The sequence below is a fragment of the Pigmentiphaga aceris genome (genome assembly GCF_008119665.1).
GTDB lineage: Bacteria > Pseudomonadota > Gammaproteobacteria > Burkholderiales > Burkholderiaceae_B > Pigmentiphaga > Pigmentiphaga aceris.
In genome coordinates this window covers 4,095,027-4,111,240 of the sequence record NZ_CP043046.1, presented here as the reverse complement: position 1 = coordinate 4,111,240, position 16,214 = coordinate 4,095,027, and the positions used below count along the sequence as shown (strand labels likewise).

Annotated in this window: 11 protein-coding genes; 9 read left to right on the top strand and 2 right to left on the bottom strand. The window is 61.5% G+C overall.

Going from position 1 to position 16,214, the window contains the following annotated elements; translation table 11 throughout:
• Positions 1 to 13 precede the first annotated feature (13 nt).
• Positions 14 to 2,446 carry a TonB-dependent siderophore receptor gene (locus FXN63_RS17775; RefSeq protein ID WP_148816529.1) on the top strand — a complete coding sequence of 811 codons (2,433 nt, stop codon included), beginning with the start codon at positions 14 to 16 and terminating at the stop codon, positions 2,444 to 2,446.
• Positions 2,447 to 2,557: 111 nt separating this feature from the next.
• Here the strand turns inward: FXN63_RS17775 and FXN63_RS17770 are convergent, their stop codons facing one another.
• Positions 2,558 to 3,739: an alpha/beta hydrolase gene (locus FXN63_RS17770; RefSeq protein WP_148816528.1), complete on the bottom strand. Its 1,182-nt coding sequence runs from the start codon at positions 3,737 to 3,739 to the stop codon at positions 2,558 to 2,560.
• 99 nt (positions 3,740 to 3,838) lie between these two features.
• Positions 3,839 to 4,033 carry a hypothetical protein gene (locus tag FXN63_RS17765; RefSeq protein ID WP_148816527.1) on the bottom strand — a complete coding sequence of 65 codons (195 nt, stop codon included), beginning with the start codon at positions 4,031 to 4,033 and terminating at the stop codon, positions 3,839 to 3,841.
• A gap of 327 nt (positions 4,034 to 4,360) precedes the next feature.
• Between FXN63_RS17765 and siaA the strand changes: the two genes are divergently transcribed.
• The 8 genes from siaA (at position 4,361) to FXN63_RS17725 (ending at position 16,076) form a co-directional block, all read left to right on the top strand.
• Positions 4,361 to 6,358, top strand: coding sequence for a biofilm regulation protein phosphatase SiaA (gene siaA, locus FXN63_RS17760; RefSeq protein WP_148816526.1), 1,998 nt, complete (start codon positions 4,361 to 4,363; stop codon positions 6,356 to 6,358).
• A 29-nt stretch (positions 6,359 to 6,387) separates the two neighbouring features.
• A complete protein-coding gene (gene siaB / locus FXN63_RS17755; protein ID WP_148816525.1) occupies positions 6,388 to 6,930 on the top strand; it encodes a biofilm regulation protein kinase SiaB in 543 nt (180 codons plus the stop codon).
• A gap of 11 nt (positions 6,931 to 6,941) precedes the next feature.
• A complete protein-coding gene (gene siaC, locus FXN63_RS17750) occupies positions 6,942 to 7,322 on the top strand; it encodes a biofilm regulation phosphoprotein SiaC (RefSeq protein WP_148816524.1) in 381 nt (126 codons plus the stop codon).
• A complete protein-coding gene (siaD, locus tag FXN63_RS17745; protein ID WP_222863935.1) occupies positions 7,322 to 8,110 on the top strand; it encodes a biofilm regulation diguanylate cyclase SiaD in 789 nt (262 codons plus the stop codon). Before siaC ends, siaD begins: the two co-directional genes overlap by 1 nt.
• Before the next feature lie 149 nt (positions 8,111 to 8,259).
• Positions 8,260 to 10,875: a bifunctional lysylphosphatidylglycerol flippase/synthetase MprF gene (gene mprF / locus FXN63_RS17740; protein ID WP_148816523.1), complete on the top strand. Its 2,616-nt coding sequence runs from the start codon at positions 8,260 to 8,262 to the stop codon at positions 10,873 to 10,875.
• A complete protein-coding gene (locus tag FXN63_RS17735) occupies positions 10,872 to 12,341 on the top strand; it encodes an AcvB/VirJ family lysyl-phosphatidylglycerol hydrolase (protein WP_148816522.1) in 1,470 nt (489 codons plus the stop codon). The genes mprF and FXN63_RS17735 overlap by 4 nt, the downstream gene beginning before the upstream one ends.
• Before the next feature lie 235 nt (positions 12,342 to 12,576).
• Positions 12,577 to 13,815, top strand: coding sequence for an OpgC domain-containing protein (locus FXN63_RS17730; RefSeq protein ID WP_148816521.1), 1,239 nt, complete (start codon positions 12,577 to 12,579; stop codon positions 13,813 to 13,815).
• Between the two features lie 176 nt (positions 13,816 to 13,991).
• Positions 13,992 to 16,076 carry a DUF6351 family protein gene (locus FXN63_RS17725; RefSeq protein WP_148816520.1) on the top strand — a complete coding sequence of 695 codons (2,085 nt, stop codon included), beginning with the start codon at positions 13,992 to 13,994 and terminating at the stop codon, positions 16,074 to 16,076.
• The last annotated feature ends 138 nt before the right edge of the window (positions 16,077 to 16,214 follow it).

Below are 16,214 nucleotides of genomic sequence, written 5' to 3'. Positions count from 1 at the left end.
TTAGAGGAAGCTCATGCGTCGCCACCCCCTGCAGCCGGCCCCCCTGGCCTTGGCCCTTGCACTTGCCGTCAGTGCGCTGGCCGCCCATGCACAAGGCGTCGGCGCGTTCAACGACACGCCTGTCACGATCAGTCTGAGGACGCAGCCGCTGGCCGAAGCCCTGAACGACTGGGCACGGCAGACGCGCATCCAACTCATCGTGCAACAGGCGCTGGTGGCCGGAAAGACAGCACCGGCGGTGTCGGGCAGCTTCACGCCCATGCAGGCACTCGACCGCCTGCTGGCCGGCACTGGCCTGAGTGCCAGTGTGGAAGGCAGTGCCGTCATTGTGAGAGCCGCAGGGCCGCAGAACACCACGCTCAAGACCGTGACGATCATTGCAGAAGTAGAGCGCGACGCCACGTCCGAGGGCACGGGTTCCTATGCGGCGCGTGCCGCCACCATCACCGGCATGGCGCAGTCGCTGAAGGACACGCCGCAATCGGTTGCAGTAGTGACTCGCCAACGCCTGAGCGACCAGAACCTGGATCGCTACGACGATGTGGTCATGAAGACGCCTGGCGTCAGCCGAATTTTTCTGAACAGCGGGCAAAGCGGGTATTCCATCCGCGGTTTCTCGCTCAGCGCGGCGGCCTTGGTCGACGGCCTGCAGACCGCGGGCACCTTCGGCGGCATTCTGGGGCAGGCTCCGGACATGGCAACCATCGACCGCGTGGAAGTGCTGCGCGGTGCGGCGGGCTTGCAACTGGGCGCGGGCGACCCGGCCGGTGCCGTCAACATGGTGCGCAAGCGACCCTTGGCCGAAAAACAGCTTGAACTGACCGCACGCGTCGGTTCCTGGGGCTACAAGCGGGGCGAGCTGGATGCGACCGGGCCTTTGAATGATGCCGGTACCTTGCGTGGCCGCGCAGTCGTCGCTTATGAGGACCGAAACTATTTCTACGACCGGGCGACATCGAAGACACCGCTTGTGTACGGCGTGCTCGAAGCGGACATTGCGCCCGACACCACGGTGATGGGCGGAGTGCGGCATCAGCGATATGACCAGACGGGCGTCTACGTCTTCGCCGGCTTGCCCGTGTCGCGCAACGGCATCGACCTGAATCTGCCACGCAGCTTTTCGGTCGGCCCCGCATGGTCGGCGTACGAGAGCGGTACCGATGAGGTCTTCGCGGAAATCAAACATCAATTCAATGCCGACTGGAAGGCAACGTTCTCGGTTAATACGCAAGAAGCCAAGGTGCACGAGACCAACATCGTCCGGGGCACGCGGTTCACGGCAGGCACGTCCAGCATGTATGCCAACGATTCACGCTATGACTTCGATCGCACCTCGTTCGATCTGAACGTACAGGGCCGCGTGACGCTGCTGGGCCGCCAGCACGAACTTCGGGTGGGAGCCTCGTCGGCAGATGAAACCCGGGACTATGAGGCCGCAACCGTGACCTACCCCGGGCAGTTCTTCGACCTGAGCGATCCACATCAGACCCGCTTGGCAACCCCCCGGTTTGGCGCTCGCGCACTGGTGAACCGCTTCACGACGATCAATCGGGGCGTGTACGGCAATGCGGTGCTGCATCTTGCCGATCCCCTGAAATTGACCTTGGGCGGCCGTGTGAGCTGGTACGAATCCAACTTCGACAATGCGGCGGGCGTGCGACTGAGCGCCAGCAAGCAGACACGCGAAGTGACGCCCTTCGCCGGCCTGGTCTATGCACTGAACCCGCAATGGTCTGCCTACGCAAGCTACAGCGACATCTTTCAGCCGCAAAGTTCTTACATGACGGCGAGCGGGTCTGCACTGGACCCGGCTTTGGGCAGCAATTACGAAATGGGTGTCAAAGGCGAATTGTTCGGCGGTCGCATGACAACATCGGCGGCGATTTTCCAGATCAACCAGACCGGTCGCTACGCGGTCGACCCGCGATACCCGACCGGGGGCTGCCCGGGCCTGTCGACAACCGGACTTTGTTATGTGAACGGCGGCAAGGTGCGAAGCCGTGGCCTGGAACTGGAAGTTGCCGGCGAATTGGCGAGCGGGTTGCAGGCATCGGCCAGCTACACCTATACCGATGCGCAATACGTGCGTGACCGCGATGCCTATGGGCAACCCACTGCGCGTGAAGGCCAGGCTTTCGCCGTGGTGCCACGCCACATCGCCCGCGCCTACGTCAGCTACAACTTGCCAGGGGTGGCAAACAATTGGACGGTAGGCGGCGGCGTGTCTGCGCAGAGCAAGACCAGCGGAAATGACTACGACAGCATCCTGCGCCAGCAGCCGGGCCGGGTGGTGTGGGATGCCCAGCTGCGGTATCGCATCAGCCAGGACACCTCGTTGGCGCTTAACGTGAACAACGTCTTCGACAAGCGCTATTACAACGACGAGTACGGTTATCGCTATGGCGAGCCGCGCAGTGCCATGTTGACCTTGCGCAGCAAGTTCTGACGATGTCTATCCAATGATGAAATGCACGAGGCACCGGAACATGCGTGTGCCGGTGCCTCGTCTTTTCACTGCTGCGGGAGACTTTCCATCAGCAGCGCCTTGCTGTCCGAATTACTGTCCGAACGACTGCATCAGGCGTTGACCTGCATACGCCTGCGCCTCACGCGCCTTCTGCAACACAGCCGCACCGCCGAAGAACTCGTGGGTCACGCCCGCATAGTCCTTTCGTTCGACCGACACGCCCGCTTTTTTCAGCGCGTCTTCCAGCATTGCACCGTCGCTGCGCAAAGGATCGAGACGGGCATTGATGATGGTGACCGGTGGCAAGCCACGCAGATCGGCGTTCACCAAGTCCAGTCGGGTGTCCTGCTTGTCTGCCGGCGTGCGCAACAGCTTGTCCAGGAACCACTCGATCATCGGGCGATTGAGCGGTTTGGCTGCTGCATTTTCAATGTATGACGGGGTGTTCAGGCTACCGGTCTGGGCAACCGGATATACCGCCAGCACATGCTTGGGCTGCACCATGCCTGCGTCACGCGCAGCAATTGCCGTAGCCATCGCCAGGTTGCCGCCCGCGCTTTCACCGGCCAAAGCCAGGCGTCCGTCGCCGTTGATGGCGCGCGCGTTATTCACGGCCCAGCGATAACTGGCCAGCGCGTCATCCCAGGCAGCAGGGAATTTGGCTTCCGGTGCGCGCCGATAGTCGACCGACAAGACCACCGCGTTCGCTTGTTTGGCCAAACCGCGCGCGCCACCGTCATAGACCTCGCGGTCAGCCAGTACCCAGCCGCCACCGTGGAAATAGACGATGACGGGGAAGGGGCCTTGGCCTTGCGGTGTGTATACCCGCACCGGCAAGCGTCCGGCAGGGCTGGGAATAGTGCCGTCACGGGTGCTCACCCCCGGCACCAATGCGGTTGGCGTGGCGTCGCGGCCCTGTGCCAGCACCGTACCTTTCACTGCATCAGCAAAGGTAGGTTGAGCACGTGCCTCTTCCACCGAGATTTTCTCGATTGCCTTGGGGTTCAACGACGCGAAGGTGTCCAGCACCGTTTTCATGTCATCGTCGGCACGCAGTGCAGCCGAAGTATTGGATACCGCGTTCGCAAGGGGCGACGGGCGGTCGGAAGGCGTGCTGCACGCAGCGAGTGCGCCGAGTGCAACCAGGCTGCTGGCTATCAGCGTGGGGCGAAGACCTCGGCTGGAGGATTTCAACTGCGCGTGTCTGGCTGCTGAACCAGCAGCTGACGAAGACGCACGCGGATCGCAGTGCGTATGGGTGGACGAATTCATGGCATTGATGCTCCGGTCGGGTAGGCCGGTGAGACATGATGGCTCACCTGGGTGCAGCACTAGAGCAACTTTCACGCCCAGGAATCCGTCTGGATTCGCTCAGGACCGGTTATCGACCTTGGTCGATTCCGGCGTCATTCGTCCAGGGTCACGCGCATCTTCCGGGTCTACGCCCGGCGGAAAAGTGGTGCCAGCACCTGCACGATTGGCATCATCTGGCCGATTGTTCAGCGTACGCGCGGTTGTGGGCGGCAAGGGGCTACGGTCGGGATCGGGCTTTTTATCGTGGTCCATGTCAATCTCCTGTCAGGTTGTGGTGGTTTTTTCAGCAAGCTGCATGCCCCGTGCTCGTATGCGCGGCACCACCTCCAAAACCGCATCGTTGCTCAAAATTCTCAGGTTGCTAGTGCACGATCCCCAGACTTATCCACAGCAACTGTGGAAAAGTCGATCAGTCCCCAATTTGCTTGTCGCCTTTTTCGCTGACTTTTGCGAACATAGACGGTTTGCTACCGTCGAGCAGCGTCCGGTCAGGCGCAGTTCACAGGTGTGACGCCCGCATTGGTTCTGCGGGCGTTTTATGTAGGGCTCGGGGTTTCCGGGCATTTGGGATATAGCGCTTTGAGCTTGAGATGGAAGTCCGCGCTGACCATGTTGGCGTTGTTCGGTGTCCTGCTGCTGGCGGCACTGGGGGCTGGCTTATACGCTGTCGATTCGATACGCGGCCAGTTTGGTGCCGAATTTGCACGTGCGCACGCCTTGCTGCAAAAGCAGAAGCTCAGCACGGTGTTGTCGCGCGAAGTCGCGGTGGCGCAACGCTTTGCAGAATTGGCCGCCATGCGCGCCTGGCTGCAGGACGAAGACAATCCCGAGCGTCTTGCAGCGTTGCTGGCCGACGCAGAGCGCTTCCGTCGTGTGTTTCCCGACCAGAGCTACTTCGTCATGGTGGACCGCTCGCTGCACTATTACGTGCACGATGGCAAGCGCGACCCGGCGCAACCCAGCTACACCTTGAAAGCGGGCGAGGCCGGTGACGCCTGGTACTTTGCCACCCGCGACGCCGCTGCCAATGCCACGTCCCAGGATTACTCGCTCAACGTCAACGTCGATGAAAAGCTCAAGGTCGCCAAGGTCTGGATCAACGTTCCGGTGCGCGCTGACGGCAGCTTCATCGGACTGATCAGCAGCGGCATCGACCTGAGCCGTTTCCTGACCGACTTCGTCAGCACCACCCAGGCGGGGGTGACCAACATCATTGTCAATGGCAATGGTGTGATCCAGGCCCACCCCGACCGCAGCCTGATCGAGTACGCCTCGGTATCGAAGGCGGCGTCCGAGAAAACGATTTATCGCCAGGTGGATGCGCGCGACGTGGATGGCTTGAACGCGGCATTCACTGTATTGCGCGCCAATGGTGGCGAAGAGGTGCAGACCGTGGCCTTGCAGTTGCAGGGCCGCCCGCAGCTTGCCGGCATCACCTATCTGCCGGAACTTGATTGGTATGTGATCGGTGCCGTGGACTTGCGTACTGCAGCAGTGCTTGATGAAAAACTGCTGCTGACCTTATCGATCTGCGTATTGGCGGGCATGGTGGCCTTGGCAATCCTGCTTACATTCGCCATCGATCGGGCGATTCTCAATCCGCTCGCGCGCCTGCATCGCTCGGTTGCCCAGATGTCGGGCGGCAATTATCAGGTTTTGCTGGCGTCTTCACGCGACGACGAGCTGGGCGACCTCACGCGGGCCTTCAGCCACATGGCGGGGGAAATCCTCAGCCACACCCAGCAGCTTGAACACCGTATCGAAGAGCGCACCCGCGATCTGGCCAATGCCAACCGCGAGGTGACGACTGCCCACGGCGCGATTCAGGACAGCCTGCGTTACGCCAGCATGATTCAGCGGGGCATTCTGCCGCACAAGCATCTGGCCGAATCGGTCGGTGAGGATCATTTCCTGCTGTGGATGCCACGCGACGAGGTCGGCGGTGACTTCTTCGTGTTCCGGGCAGGCGAGGGCAGGTGCCTGCTGGGCGTGGTGGATTGCGCAGGCCACGGGGTGCCGGGGGCGCTGATGACCATGATCGGGCGAACCGCCTTTGATATCGCGGTCAGCGAAATCGGGTTGGATGACCCGGCGCGTGTCTTGACCCGTATGGACGACGTGGTGCGCACCATGATGCTGCACGACGAATCCATGCGCGGCATTGCCACCAGCATGGACGCCGCGCTGTGTGCGGTCGATTTGCACGCCGGCACGCTGACCTTTGCGGGTGCGCGTCTGTCCTTGTATTCCAGTGATGGCGAGACGGCCCAGGAATTGACCGGAACGCGTGCAAGTATTGCAGACAGAAAGACACCAAGTTTCGAGAATCAGGTGCAGCCGCTTGACCCCGGCTCCACGTACTATCTCACCACCGATGGTTATCTCGACCAGGCGGGGGGAGAGAAGGGTTTCGGTTTCGGTCGGCGGCGCTTCATCGAGCTGCTGACTGCCCAGGCCCGCTTGCCGATGGCCGAACAGCGCACTGCGTTCGCCCAGGTATTGGCGGACTACCAGGGGTCGCGTGTCCAGCGCGACGACATAACCGTGCTCAGCTTCCGTTTCAAACCGCGTAATTGAGTATGACTGAGCATCTAATGGAGAATGAAATGAAGCGGATCGATGTCCAGTCGCTGCGCGACGTCTTCATCGAACAGCAGATCCTGCTTTGCTTCAATGGGCCGTTTTCAGCGACCTTGATCGAAGAAATCGGGCACGCCTTGCGCCTGCACCTCGAAAGCCTGGCGGCACCTCGCCCTGCGGTCGGTGACGTATTTTCGGCCTACATCGAGCTTACGCAGAACATTCGTCACTACACCGGCCGCAAGGGGTGGGTGGGTGCGGATGCACAGGCTACGCTGGTGGTGTCGCATGGTCCTGATGGCGGCTACGTGGTCAGCGCCGGGAACGTGGTGGAGCTGGCCGATGGCGAGGAACTTGCTGCACGCGTGGACGGCTTGAACCTGCTGGATGCGGCGGCGCTTAAGGCTGCCTACAAGACGCAGCTGCGACAGCCGCGCGAACCGGGAGCCAAGACGGGTGCCGGCCTTGGATTGATTGATCTCGCGCGCAAGGCGCGCGAGCCGCTGAAATACACCCTGGTGCCGCTTGACGCTGGCCGGGCGTTTTTCAGTCTTCACGTAGCAATTTGACGAGGAATAATATGCGCGACCTCACTGTCGCCGGTACAGACTCGATTCCCGCGGTCAAGGCCGACTGGGCATCCGGACTGCTGGAAATGACGGGGGATTCCTACCCCGAGAATGCATTCGAACTCTACCAGCCGGTCATCGACTGGATCGAAGCCTATCTCGCCGCCGACCAGCGTCCGCTGAGCCTGCGGCTGACCTTGCTTTACCTGAACACCAGCAGCATCCGTGCACTGATCGATATCCTGGATTTGCTGGAAACAGCGCATCAAGGTGGTCGTGCCGTAAGTGTTGTGTGGCTTTACGAGCCCGAGAACGAAGGGGTGGCCAATCTGGCGGAAGAATTCCGTGAGGACTACACCTTCCCGTTCGAGGTCGTTGCTCAAGACCGTTGATGATGAAATCCGATGATCCGCTCGCCCGAGAGATAAACGCGCTGCTTGACGACGGTGCGCATCAGGGGCACCCCCTGCATGCCGCGTTGGCAGAGTTGTACACGCGTTATCTCGATCAGTCGCGGCAGATCGATCGGATTTCGCATATTGCCGATCGCTACCAGAACGCCGAGCGTGAGCGGGGTCAGGGCTACGCGGTCAACTACCAGCGCAAGCTGCGGCAGCTGGAAAAGATCGTTCGTATCAGCGATCAGTACCAGCACATGCTGCGTGATGTGAATGATCGCCTGCAGTGGTTGTCCAGCCGCGACGAGTTAACCGGGTTGCCCAACCGCCGCTTCATGCTGGGTTTGCTTGGCGACCACTTGCGCAAGCTGGCCAAGGGCGGCGAGCCGGTGTGTGTGGCCATGGCTGACATCGACCACTTCAAATCGATCAACGACAACTATGGCCACGACGCAGGTGACAAGGTGTTGGCAGCGCTCGGAGAGTTGTTTCGCAACAACTTGCGCGCCGATGACGTATGCGGTCGCTGGGGCGGCGAAGAATTCCTGATCATTCTTCCAGGGGCTGATCTCGAGTCCAGTACGATCACGCTTGCCCGCTTGCGCGCCCGTGTTTCCGCCTTGCCCGGGCCTGACGACGGGGATGCTTTCCGCCTCAGCCTGTCGATTGGCCTTGTGCGCGGCGACGATCCCGACGAAGCGCCCGACCATCTGTTGAAGCGTGTAGACGAAGCCTTGTATGCGGCAAAACGTCAAGGACGTGACCGCACGGTGATCGCCTGAAAACGTTCTTATTTACCATCGTTACCGCATGCTGTCCTGCACTCGCTTTCTCGGCAAGCGAGCGCTTGGTTAGCGTGCCGTGCTCAGGTAGTCTTGATGCTGCCGCTCGCAACGCGGCAGCCCTGAGTACGCCAGCTTGAAATGACTGAATGACAAACGAACACCTGCCGGACCAAATCGCCGCAAAAACGGCCGAAGCGCTGGCTTCGCCAGCCCGCTCACGCTGGTATGCGCTCAAGCCCTGGCTGGTACCCATCATTGCCATCGTGCTTGGCGCGTTGGTTTTCGATGCGCTGCATGCCGTATTGGCCGAGGTCGACTATGCCTCGGTGGTGGCCGCCACCATGGCGGTGGCACCCACCGACCTGGCCTTGTCCCTGTTCTTCACGGCCCTGAGCTATCTGATTCTCACTGGCTATGACGCCTCCAGCCTGCATTACGCAGGCGCGGTGGTAAAGAAACCGACCATCTTGCTGACGTCGTTCGTGGCGTATGCCTTGGGCAACACGGTTGGCCTGGGGGTGCTCACCGGCGGCACGGTGCGCATGCGCATGTACGCCGCTGCCGGGGTCGAACCCAGCAAGATTGCCCGGGCAATCGCGTTCAATGCAGGCGCGTTCGGGCTGGGCATGACTGCCTTCGGGGCAGTTGGCTTGCTGTGGGGCGCGAGCGAAACCGCCGCCATGCTGGAAATGCCGGTCGCGCTGATCCGTGGCCTGGCGATCCTGGTCATCCTCGGGGTGGCTGGTTTTGTCTGGCTGTGTTCGTGGCGTCGTGAACTGGTGATCGCAGGGCGTTGGCATGTTCGCCTGCCGCTGCCGGGGCTGGCCGTGCGCCAGTTGCTTATTTCTGCCGCCGACCTGAGCGCAGCCGCCGCAGCGCTGTGGTTCCTGCTGCCCGCCAATGTGGTGGATCTGCCTACCTTCGTGGCGTTCTATGCCCTGGCCATGGCGCTGGGGGTGATCAGTCACGTACCGGGCGGGCTGGGCGTATTCGAGGCAGTGATCCTGCTGGCCTGCGGGGGCCGTGCGCCAGCCGACGAGATCGCCGGTGCGCTGATCCTGTATCGCGGCATTTATTTCCTGCTGCCGCTGCTGGTTGCCACCGTCATGCTGGTCAGCTTCGAGGCGCGTCGCAGTTCGGCCGCGCCGCGTGTCGCACGCGCCGCCGTGCGCCTGACGCCGGGCCTGCTGGCGGCCGTCACGTCGCTGTCCGGCATCATGCTGATGGTGTCGGGCGTCACGCCAACCGGTGACGATGCCGCCAGCGAACTGCTGGCTTTGCAGATGCCGCTGTTCCTGGTCGAAGCCGCGCACTTGATCGGCAGTGTGGCCGGGGTGGCCATGCTGTTTGTGGCGCGAGGCCTGGTGCACAGGCTGGACGCTGCCTGGTGGAGCACCCTGGTTCTGGCGATTCTGGCCGGCGTGTTGGCGGTTCCCAAGGGCATTGCGGTGACCGAGGCTGGCATGCTCGGCTTCCTGACCATCTTGCTGATCGTGTCGCGCAAGCAGTTCTATCGCCGTTCTTCGTTGTTCACGCAGACCTTCGAGAAGGGCTGGCTGGTGGCGGTGGCGTGTGTGCTGGCAGCCTGCGCCTGGGTTCTGTTCTTTGCCTATCGCGACGTCGATTACGTCGATCGCATGTGGTGGCAGTTCGCCTTTGACGCCAATGCATCTCGCTCGATGCGGGCGCTGATGGCAGCGGCCATGTTCAGTTTGGCGCTGGGGTTGTGGCAGTTGTTCCGCCAGCCTTCGGGCACCATTACCGAACCCGACGAAGAACAATTGCAGCGCGCGGCCGCCGTGGTCCGGGCGCAGCCTGCCGCTGACGCATGTCTGGCCTTGATGGGCGACAAGAGCTTGCTGTTCTCGGCCTCGGGCAAGTCGTTCATCATGTACGGCAAGCAGGGCCGGTCCTGGATTGCCTTGTCAGACCCGGTGGGCGAGGCACGTGAATGGCCCGAACTGATCTGGCGCTTCATCGAGATGGCCGACGCCCACGGTGGCCGTGCGGCGTTCTACAAGGCTCGCCCGCAAACCCTGCCGATGTATCTGGATGCCGGCTTGCGTGCCTACAAGCTGGGTGAAGATGCCTACGTGTCCTTGCCCGAATTCTCGCTGCAAGGCCCACGCCGCGCCAATCTGCGTCATGGCGTCAGCCGTGGCGAACGCGAGGGCCTGAGCTTCGAGATCATTGAGCAACCCGATGTGCCCGGTGTGCTGGAAGAGCTACGCGCGGTGTCCAACGCCTGGCTTGCCAAGCACGAGGCACGCGAAAAGAGCTTCTCGCTGGGGGCGTTCGATGACGAATACATCTTGCGCCAGCCCGTGGCCTTGGTGCGCCAGCACGGACGCGCAGTGGCTTTTGCCACACTGATGTCGCCCGAAGTGTTGCGTGTCGAAGTCACGGTCGACTTGATGCGACAGGCGTCTGACGCACCCGCCGGCACCATGGACTTCCTGTTTGCCAAGCTGATGCTGCATTTCAAGGGATTGGGATATCAACGCTTCGGCCTGGGCATGTCGCCGATGTCGGGCATGACCAGCCACCAGCTTGCGCCCCGTTGGCACCGCTTTGGCCGACTGATGTTCCAGTACGGCGAGCGTTTCTATAATTTCCGTGGTCTGCGCAGCTTCAAGGACAAGTTCGATCCGGTCTGGGAAGCGCGTTATCTGGTAACGCCTGGCGGGCTCGCGCCCTTGTTTGTGATGGCCGATACGGCAGCGCTGATCGGCGGCGGTTTGAAAGGAGTAATCGCGAAATGAGCGGAATGAATACTGTGCGTATCCGCCAGGTCGCGGCGTGTGTGCTTGCCACGGCGACTGCCGCCTTGTATCCGGTGATCGGTTCGGCAGCAGATACGCCGACCGCCAACAGCTTGTCGCATGGCCGGTTCAAGAATGTTCAGATCATCAAACCGGAAGGTGCGCCCAAGGGCGTCACGCTGCTGTTCTCGGGCGACAAGGGCTGGACGCCGGCCGATCGCCAACTGGCCGACACCCTGGCTGCGCAAGGCGCGCTGGTGGCGGGTATCGATACTGCACAGGTGTTTTCGCAGTTCGATGGCGACGACGGCAAGTGCGTGTTTCCCGACGGCGACCTGGAGAACCTGAGCCGTCTGGTTCAAGCCTATGAAAAGCTGCAGGGTTACACCCAGCCGGTGATCATGGCTCAGCCGGGTCGCGGTGCAAACCTGGCCTATGCCTTGTCGGTGCAGGCATCGCCCAAACTGTTCGCGGGCACCATCTCGCTGGGCTTCTGCCCGGAATTGCAGATGAAAAAGGCGCTTTGCACCAATGACGAAGGCCCGGATGTACCGAACAACCGGCCGCGTGGCAGCAAGAGCCTGGTGTTCGAACCGGCACCCTTGCAGTCGCCTTGGGTAGTCGTGCCGCCGCAAGATGACGCTGCCTGCAAACAGGCAGCCGCACGCGACTTCATTGCCAAGGTGCCGGGTGCGCAGTTGGCCAACGTGGACAAGATCGTGGCCCCGGATGCCGCTTCCTTGGCCCAGATTGCCGCGCTGTACCAGAAGGTCAACGCCGGTCGCGCACCCGACACCCCCATGCCGCCCGCTACCGTGGCGGATCTGCCGGTCATCGAAATTCCCGCCACCGCAGGCAAGAGCGACATGCTGGTGATTCTGCTCAGCGGCGATGGTGGCTGGGCCAGTATTGACAAGGAAGTGGCTGCTTCGCTGGCTGCCAATGGCGTGCCGGTGCTGGGCTTCGATTCCCTGCGTTACTTCTGGAGCAAACGCACACCGGAATCCACCGCTGCCGACGTTGATCGCCTGATTCGCTATTACCTGTCGGCGTGGAAAAAGCGTCGTGTGGTGCTGGTCGGGTTCTCGCAAGGGGCCGATGTGCTGCCCTTCATCGTGAACCGTCTGCCTGCTGCCACGCTTGAGCATGTGTCCTTAGCCACTTTCCTGAGCCTGGGCAAGCGTGCCGATTTCGAGTTCAAGCTGACCAACTGGGTATCTGCCAGCCGCGGGGGCTTGCCGATCCAGCCCGAAATCGATCGCTTCCCGATTGGCCTGGGGCAGTGCGTATATGGGGCAGAGGACAAGGACAGCTTGTGCCCGAAGATCGACGTCAACCGCATGGCGCTGAAGAAGTTCCCGGGCGGCCACCACTTTGATGGCAACAATGACAAAGTCGCTGCGGCAATCATTGACGCTGCGCGCAATTGCGATGGTCCGCGTGAGGCAATCTGCAAGCGTCCCTGACGCCTGATACCGCGCTGCAGAAAGCTTGATCGGGCCGCGCAATGCGGCCCGATTGTCATTGGCGCAGCGCAATAGGGGTGCACAACCGCGCAATCTGGCCGCTTGGCCTGCGCCCACAAAATGTCAGCCCGTTTACATTAGGTCGTCAGGTGCTTGCGCCTGGAATCGGGCTGCGCACCTATAGTCAATTTACATTCACGAATAAAGTCGCGCCCAATGGGTTGTGCAGGTCACCATGGATGCCAAAACTCCTACACGGCTCCTTGAGCTGGATTTTTTCCGCGGCCTTGTGCTCCTGTTCATCGTTGTCGACCATATCGCCAATAGCGTACTGGCCAAGATAACGCTGCGTAACTACGCAATTGCCGACGCCGCCGAAGTTTTCGTCTTCCTGGCCGGCCTGGTTACCGCACTGTCTTATGCAGCCTTGGCGCGACGCCGCTCGGTTGCCACCGCAGACAAACGTTTTCTGCGTCGTGCCTGGGAAATCTACGTGGCTTTCCTGATCACCGCGGCACTCATGGTCGTGTGCGGCTTGATTCTGCGTGCCAGCCACATCGATATTCCGTCGTTGGGCCCGACCGAGGTCGAGGCATTTGTGGCTGCACCGTGGTCTTTCCTGTTCCAGGTCTTCACGCTCCAGCGCCAGCCTTTCCTGTCTGACATCTTGCCGATGTACGCCTTGTTTGCGCTGTTGACGCCCTTGCTTATCCGCATTGGCCGCAAGTCGGGTGTGGCATTGCTCGCGCTGAGCCTCACGGTGTGGCTGGCCGCGCCGACCTTGGGTGCGATGCTGCCTAGCGCCCAACCGAACAGCAACTGGACCTTCAATCCCTTCGCATGGCAACTGCTCTTCGTGCTGGGCATGTCGATCGGTCTGCGCCCGCAATTACCTGAAGACTTGTCGGATCGCGCACGTCGCCGTATTACCATTGCTGCGTGCTGCTTCGCCGCTTTCGGCGCGTTTTGCGCTATGTTGTGGGGCAATCCCGCATGGCATGCTGCGATCGTGCCGCAGTGGGTGGAAGACACGTTCTATCCGATCTCCAAGGCGAATGCCGCTACCTTGAGGGTGCTGAGCTTCATGTCCGTTGCCTGGTTGGTGTATAGCGTTTGCCGTGGGGGGCGTCTGCAAGGCGTGGCCCAGCGCATGAGCCTGATCGCCATGATCGGGCGCAACGGGCTGAACTGTTTCATTGGTGCAGCGGTGATTTCGCTGGGTGCCGAGGCTATCGCCTACGGCGTAAGTGGTGGCGAACCCGCATGGCCGGTATCCCTGACAGTTGATGTTTTGGCTATTCTTGCCGTGATCGCAGTCGCAGCCTGGTCTGAGTCGCGCAGCAAGGCGCGCCGTGCTGCGGCTGCGTCGGCATCCACGCCTGCTTCCGTATCTCCGGTTGCTTCGCGTCCCACCCCGCTTGGCAGCGCACCGGTGCAGCCTGTCCAAGCTCCTCGGCAGTCGACGCCGCATTGATGGCGGCGCGTCCGGTTTCTCTTGCGCCCGGTGATGCAAGCAGACCCTGGGCAAAGTGGCTGCTGGCCTGTTGCCTGAGCTGGACCACAAGCTGCGCGCTGGCGCAAGTCAAAACTCCATTACCCGTTCCCGATCCGGTCGCTGATCCAATCGCGTCGCCGGTCGCGCCAGATGCGTTGCGTATTCAGCCGGAAGTGTTGTCCTCGCGCGCGGATATGGTGTCTGGCGGCGATGTGCTGATCCGTATCCCGGTTCCCAGCGATATCGACCCCGATGACTTGCGCATTTATCTGGGCACGACAGATGTCACGCAGCGGTTTGCCGCCGGCCGTGGCGGCAATGAAGCGCGTCTGGTCGGGCGGCTCAAGGGATTGCAGCTTGGCGCAGTGTCTTTGGCGGTGCACTACCGGGGTAAGCAGGTAGGCTCGGTGGGCATGGTCAACCACCCGATCAGCGGGCCGGTTTTTTCCGGGCCGCATGAAGCGCCATATGTTTGCCAGACCACGAGTTTCACGCTGCCGGGCGGCACTTTCCTGGGCGAGCCGCTGGATGCAAACTGTTCGATCCAGACGCGTGTCGATTATTTCTATCATCAGACTGATGGCGATGCATCGGGCCTGGTACCCCTTGGCAACATTGGCAATCTTGCCAAGCCGCCAGCAGATGTGGCGCACCTGAACATCGGCGGCAAGCAGGTCAGATACATCCTGCGCCTGGAAACCGGCACCATCAATCGGGCGATCTATCAGATTGCCGCGCTGCATGACCCATTTTCTGATCGCCCTGTTGACCCGACCACCACCTGGGCAGGCTGGAACAACCGGTTGATCTACGCGTTTGGTGGCGGGTGCAATGGCGGATGGAACCGCCAGGGTTCGTCAGTGGGAGACGTGCTCAACAGCGATCTGATCCGCCAGGGCTACGCCATTGCGTCGTCGTCGCTGAACGTGTTCGGGAACAACTGCAACGAGATCCTGGCTGCCGAAACCATGGCCATGGTCAAAGAGCAGTTCGTGCGCACCTTTGGCCCGCCATTGTTCACAATCGGCTGGGGCTGTTCGGGCGGCTCTTACCAGCAACACCAGATTGCCGATAACTATCCGGGATTGCTCGACGGCATCATTCCGGGTTGCAGCTTCCCGGAATTGTTGGCGTCCACCATTCCGATGCTGGCAGACATGAACCTGCTGCGGCGCTATTTCGCCAAACCCGATGCGCTGGTGTTCTCGCCCGAGGCGCAGCGTGCGGTGGCGGGGGTCGTCACCGAAAAAGTGTTGAATAACGCCGATTTTCAGCAGGGCGTGAAGCGCATCGCGGTGTCGGGGTTTGTGCCTTCGGTGTTGCCGCGCGACGCGCTGTTCGATCCGCAGAAAAATCCCAAGGGATTGCGCTCGGATGTGTTTTCCCACTTGGTCAACCTGGTCGGGCGTGATCCCACCAGTGGGTTTGCGCTGCGTCCGCTGGACAACGTGGGGGTGCAATACGGCCTGAAGGCGCTCAACGATGGGGTGATCTCGCTCGATCAGTTCCTTGATCTGAACACCAAGATCGGCGGCTACAACCGCGACGGCGTGCCGATTGCCGAGCGCAGCGTGGGCGATGTGGAAGCCATCAACGCCTCGTATCGCAATGGGCTGGTGGTGGGGCGGGGCATGCTGGGTGCCACGCCCACCATCGACTATCGTGCTTACGCGGATGACCAGCCCGAAGGGGATCTGCACCTGCGTTATCACTCGTTTGCGCTGCGTGAACGCCTGATTGCGCAGCACGGCAAGGCACCGAACCACGTGATGTTTGTCGAGGACAACCGCTATGGGCTGTACTCCAGCGACAGCCCCTTGTTGCGCCGCGCGCTGACCGAGATGGATCATTGGCTGACGGCCATCGTCAACGATCCGGGCAAAGGGTCTGCCTTCGACAAGGCCGCGCGCCATCGTCCTGCAAGATTGCAGGACACCTGCATGACACGCGACAAGATCGCCACCGCCACGACAGGCACGGTGCACCTGGATCAAGGGGCGTGCGCCGCACGTTACCCGACGCCAGCCGGGCCGCACTACGTGGCGGGGGCACCGCTGGTTGGCGATATTCTGAAGTGCCAGCTGAAACCCGTTGATCCGGCTGATTATCGGGTTCAGCCCGATGAAGCCGACCTGGTGCGTATCAAACGCGCTTTCCCCACCGGCGTGTGTGACTGGAGCAAGCCAGGCGTCGGTCAGACTGCACCAGCCAATCCGTGGCGTCGCATTGGCATGTCTTGAACGCACGAAAAAAAGAGGACAAGGATTTGGTCCTTGTCCTCGTAGTGCTGACGGCGCCTGCCACATATTGGTTGCTGATCGGAATCATGCGGGGGTATCGACAGACAAACGCCCAGCTCTCCACTGATGGACGTCCGG

Bases quoted from the DNA above. Each gene is read 5' to 3' on its own strand.
- FXN63_RS17775 (WP_148816529.1), top strand. From the start codon at position 14: ATGCGTCGCCACCCCCTGCAGCCGGCCCCCCTGGCCTTGGCCCTTGCA.
- FXN63_RS17770 (WP_148816528.1), bottom strand. From the start codon at position 3,739: ATGAATTCGTCCACCCATACGCACTGCGATCCGCGTGCGTCTTCGTCA.
- FXN63_RS17765 (WP_148816527.1), bottom strand. From the start codon at position 4,033: ATGGACCACGATAAAAAGCCCGATCCCGACCGTAGCCCCTTGCCGCCC.
- siaB (WP_148816525.1), top strand. From the start codon at position 6,388: ATGAAGCGGATCGATGTCCAGTCGCTGCGCGACGTCTTCATCGAACAG.
- siaC (WP_148816524.1), top strand. From the start codon at position 6,942: ATGCGCGACCTCACTGTCGCCGGTACAGACTCGATTCCCGCGGTCAAG.
- siaD (WP_222863935.1), top strand. From the start codon at position 7,322: ATGATGAAATCCGATGATCCGCTCGCCCGAGAGATAAACGCGCTGCTT.
- mprF (WP_148816523.1), top strand. From the start codon at position 8,260: ATGACAAACGAACACCTGCCGGACCAAATCGCCGCAAAAACGGCCGAA.
- FXN63_RS17735 (WP_148816522.1), top strand. From the start codon at position 10,872: ATGAGCGGAATGAATACTGTGCGTATCCGCCAGGTCGCGGCGTGTGTG.
- FXN63_RS17730 (WP_148816521.1), top strand. From the start codon at position 12,577: ATGGATGCCAAAACTCCTACACGGCTCCTTGAGCTGGATTTTTTCCGC.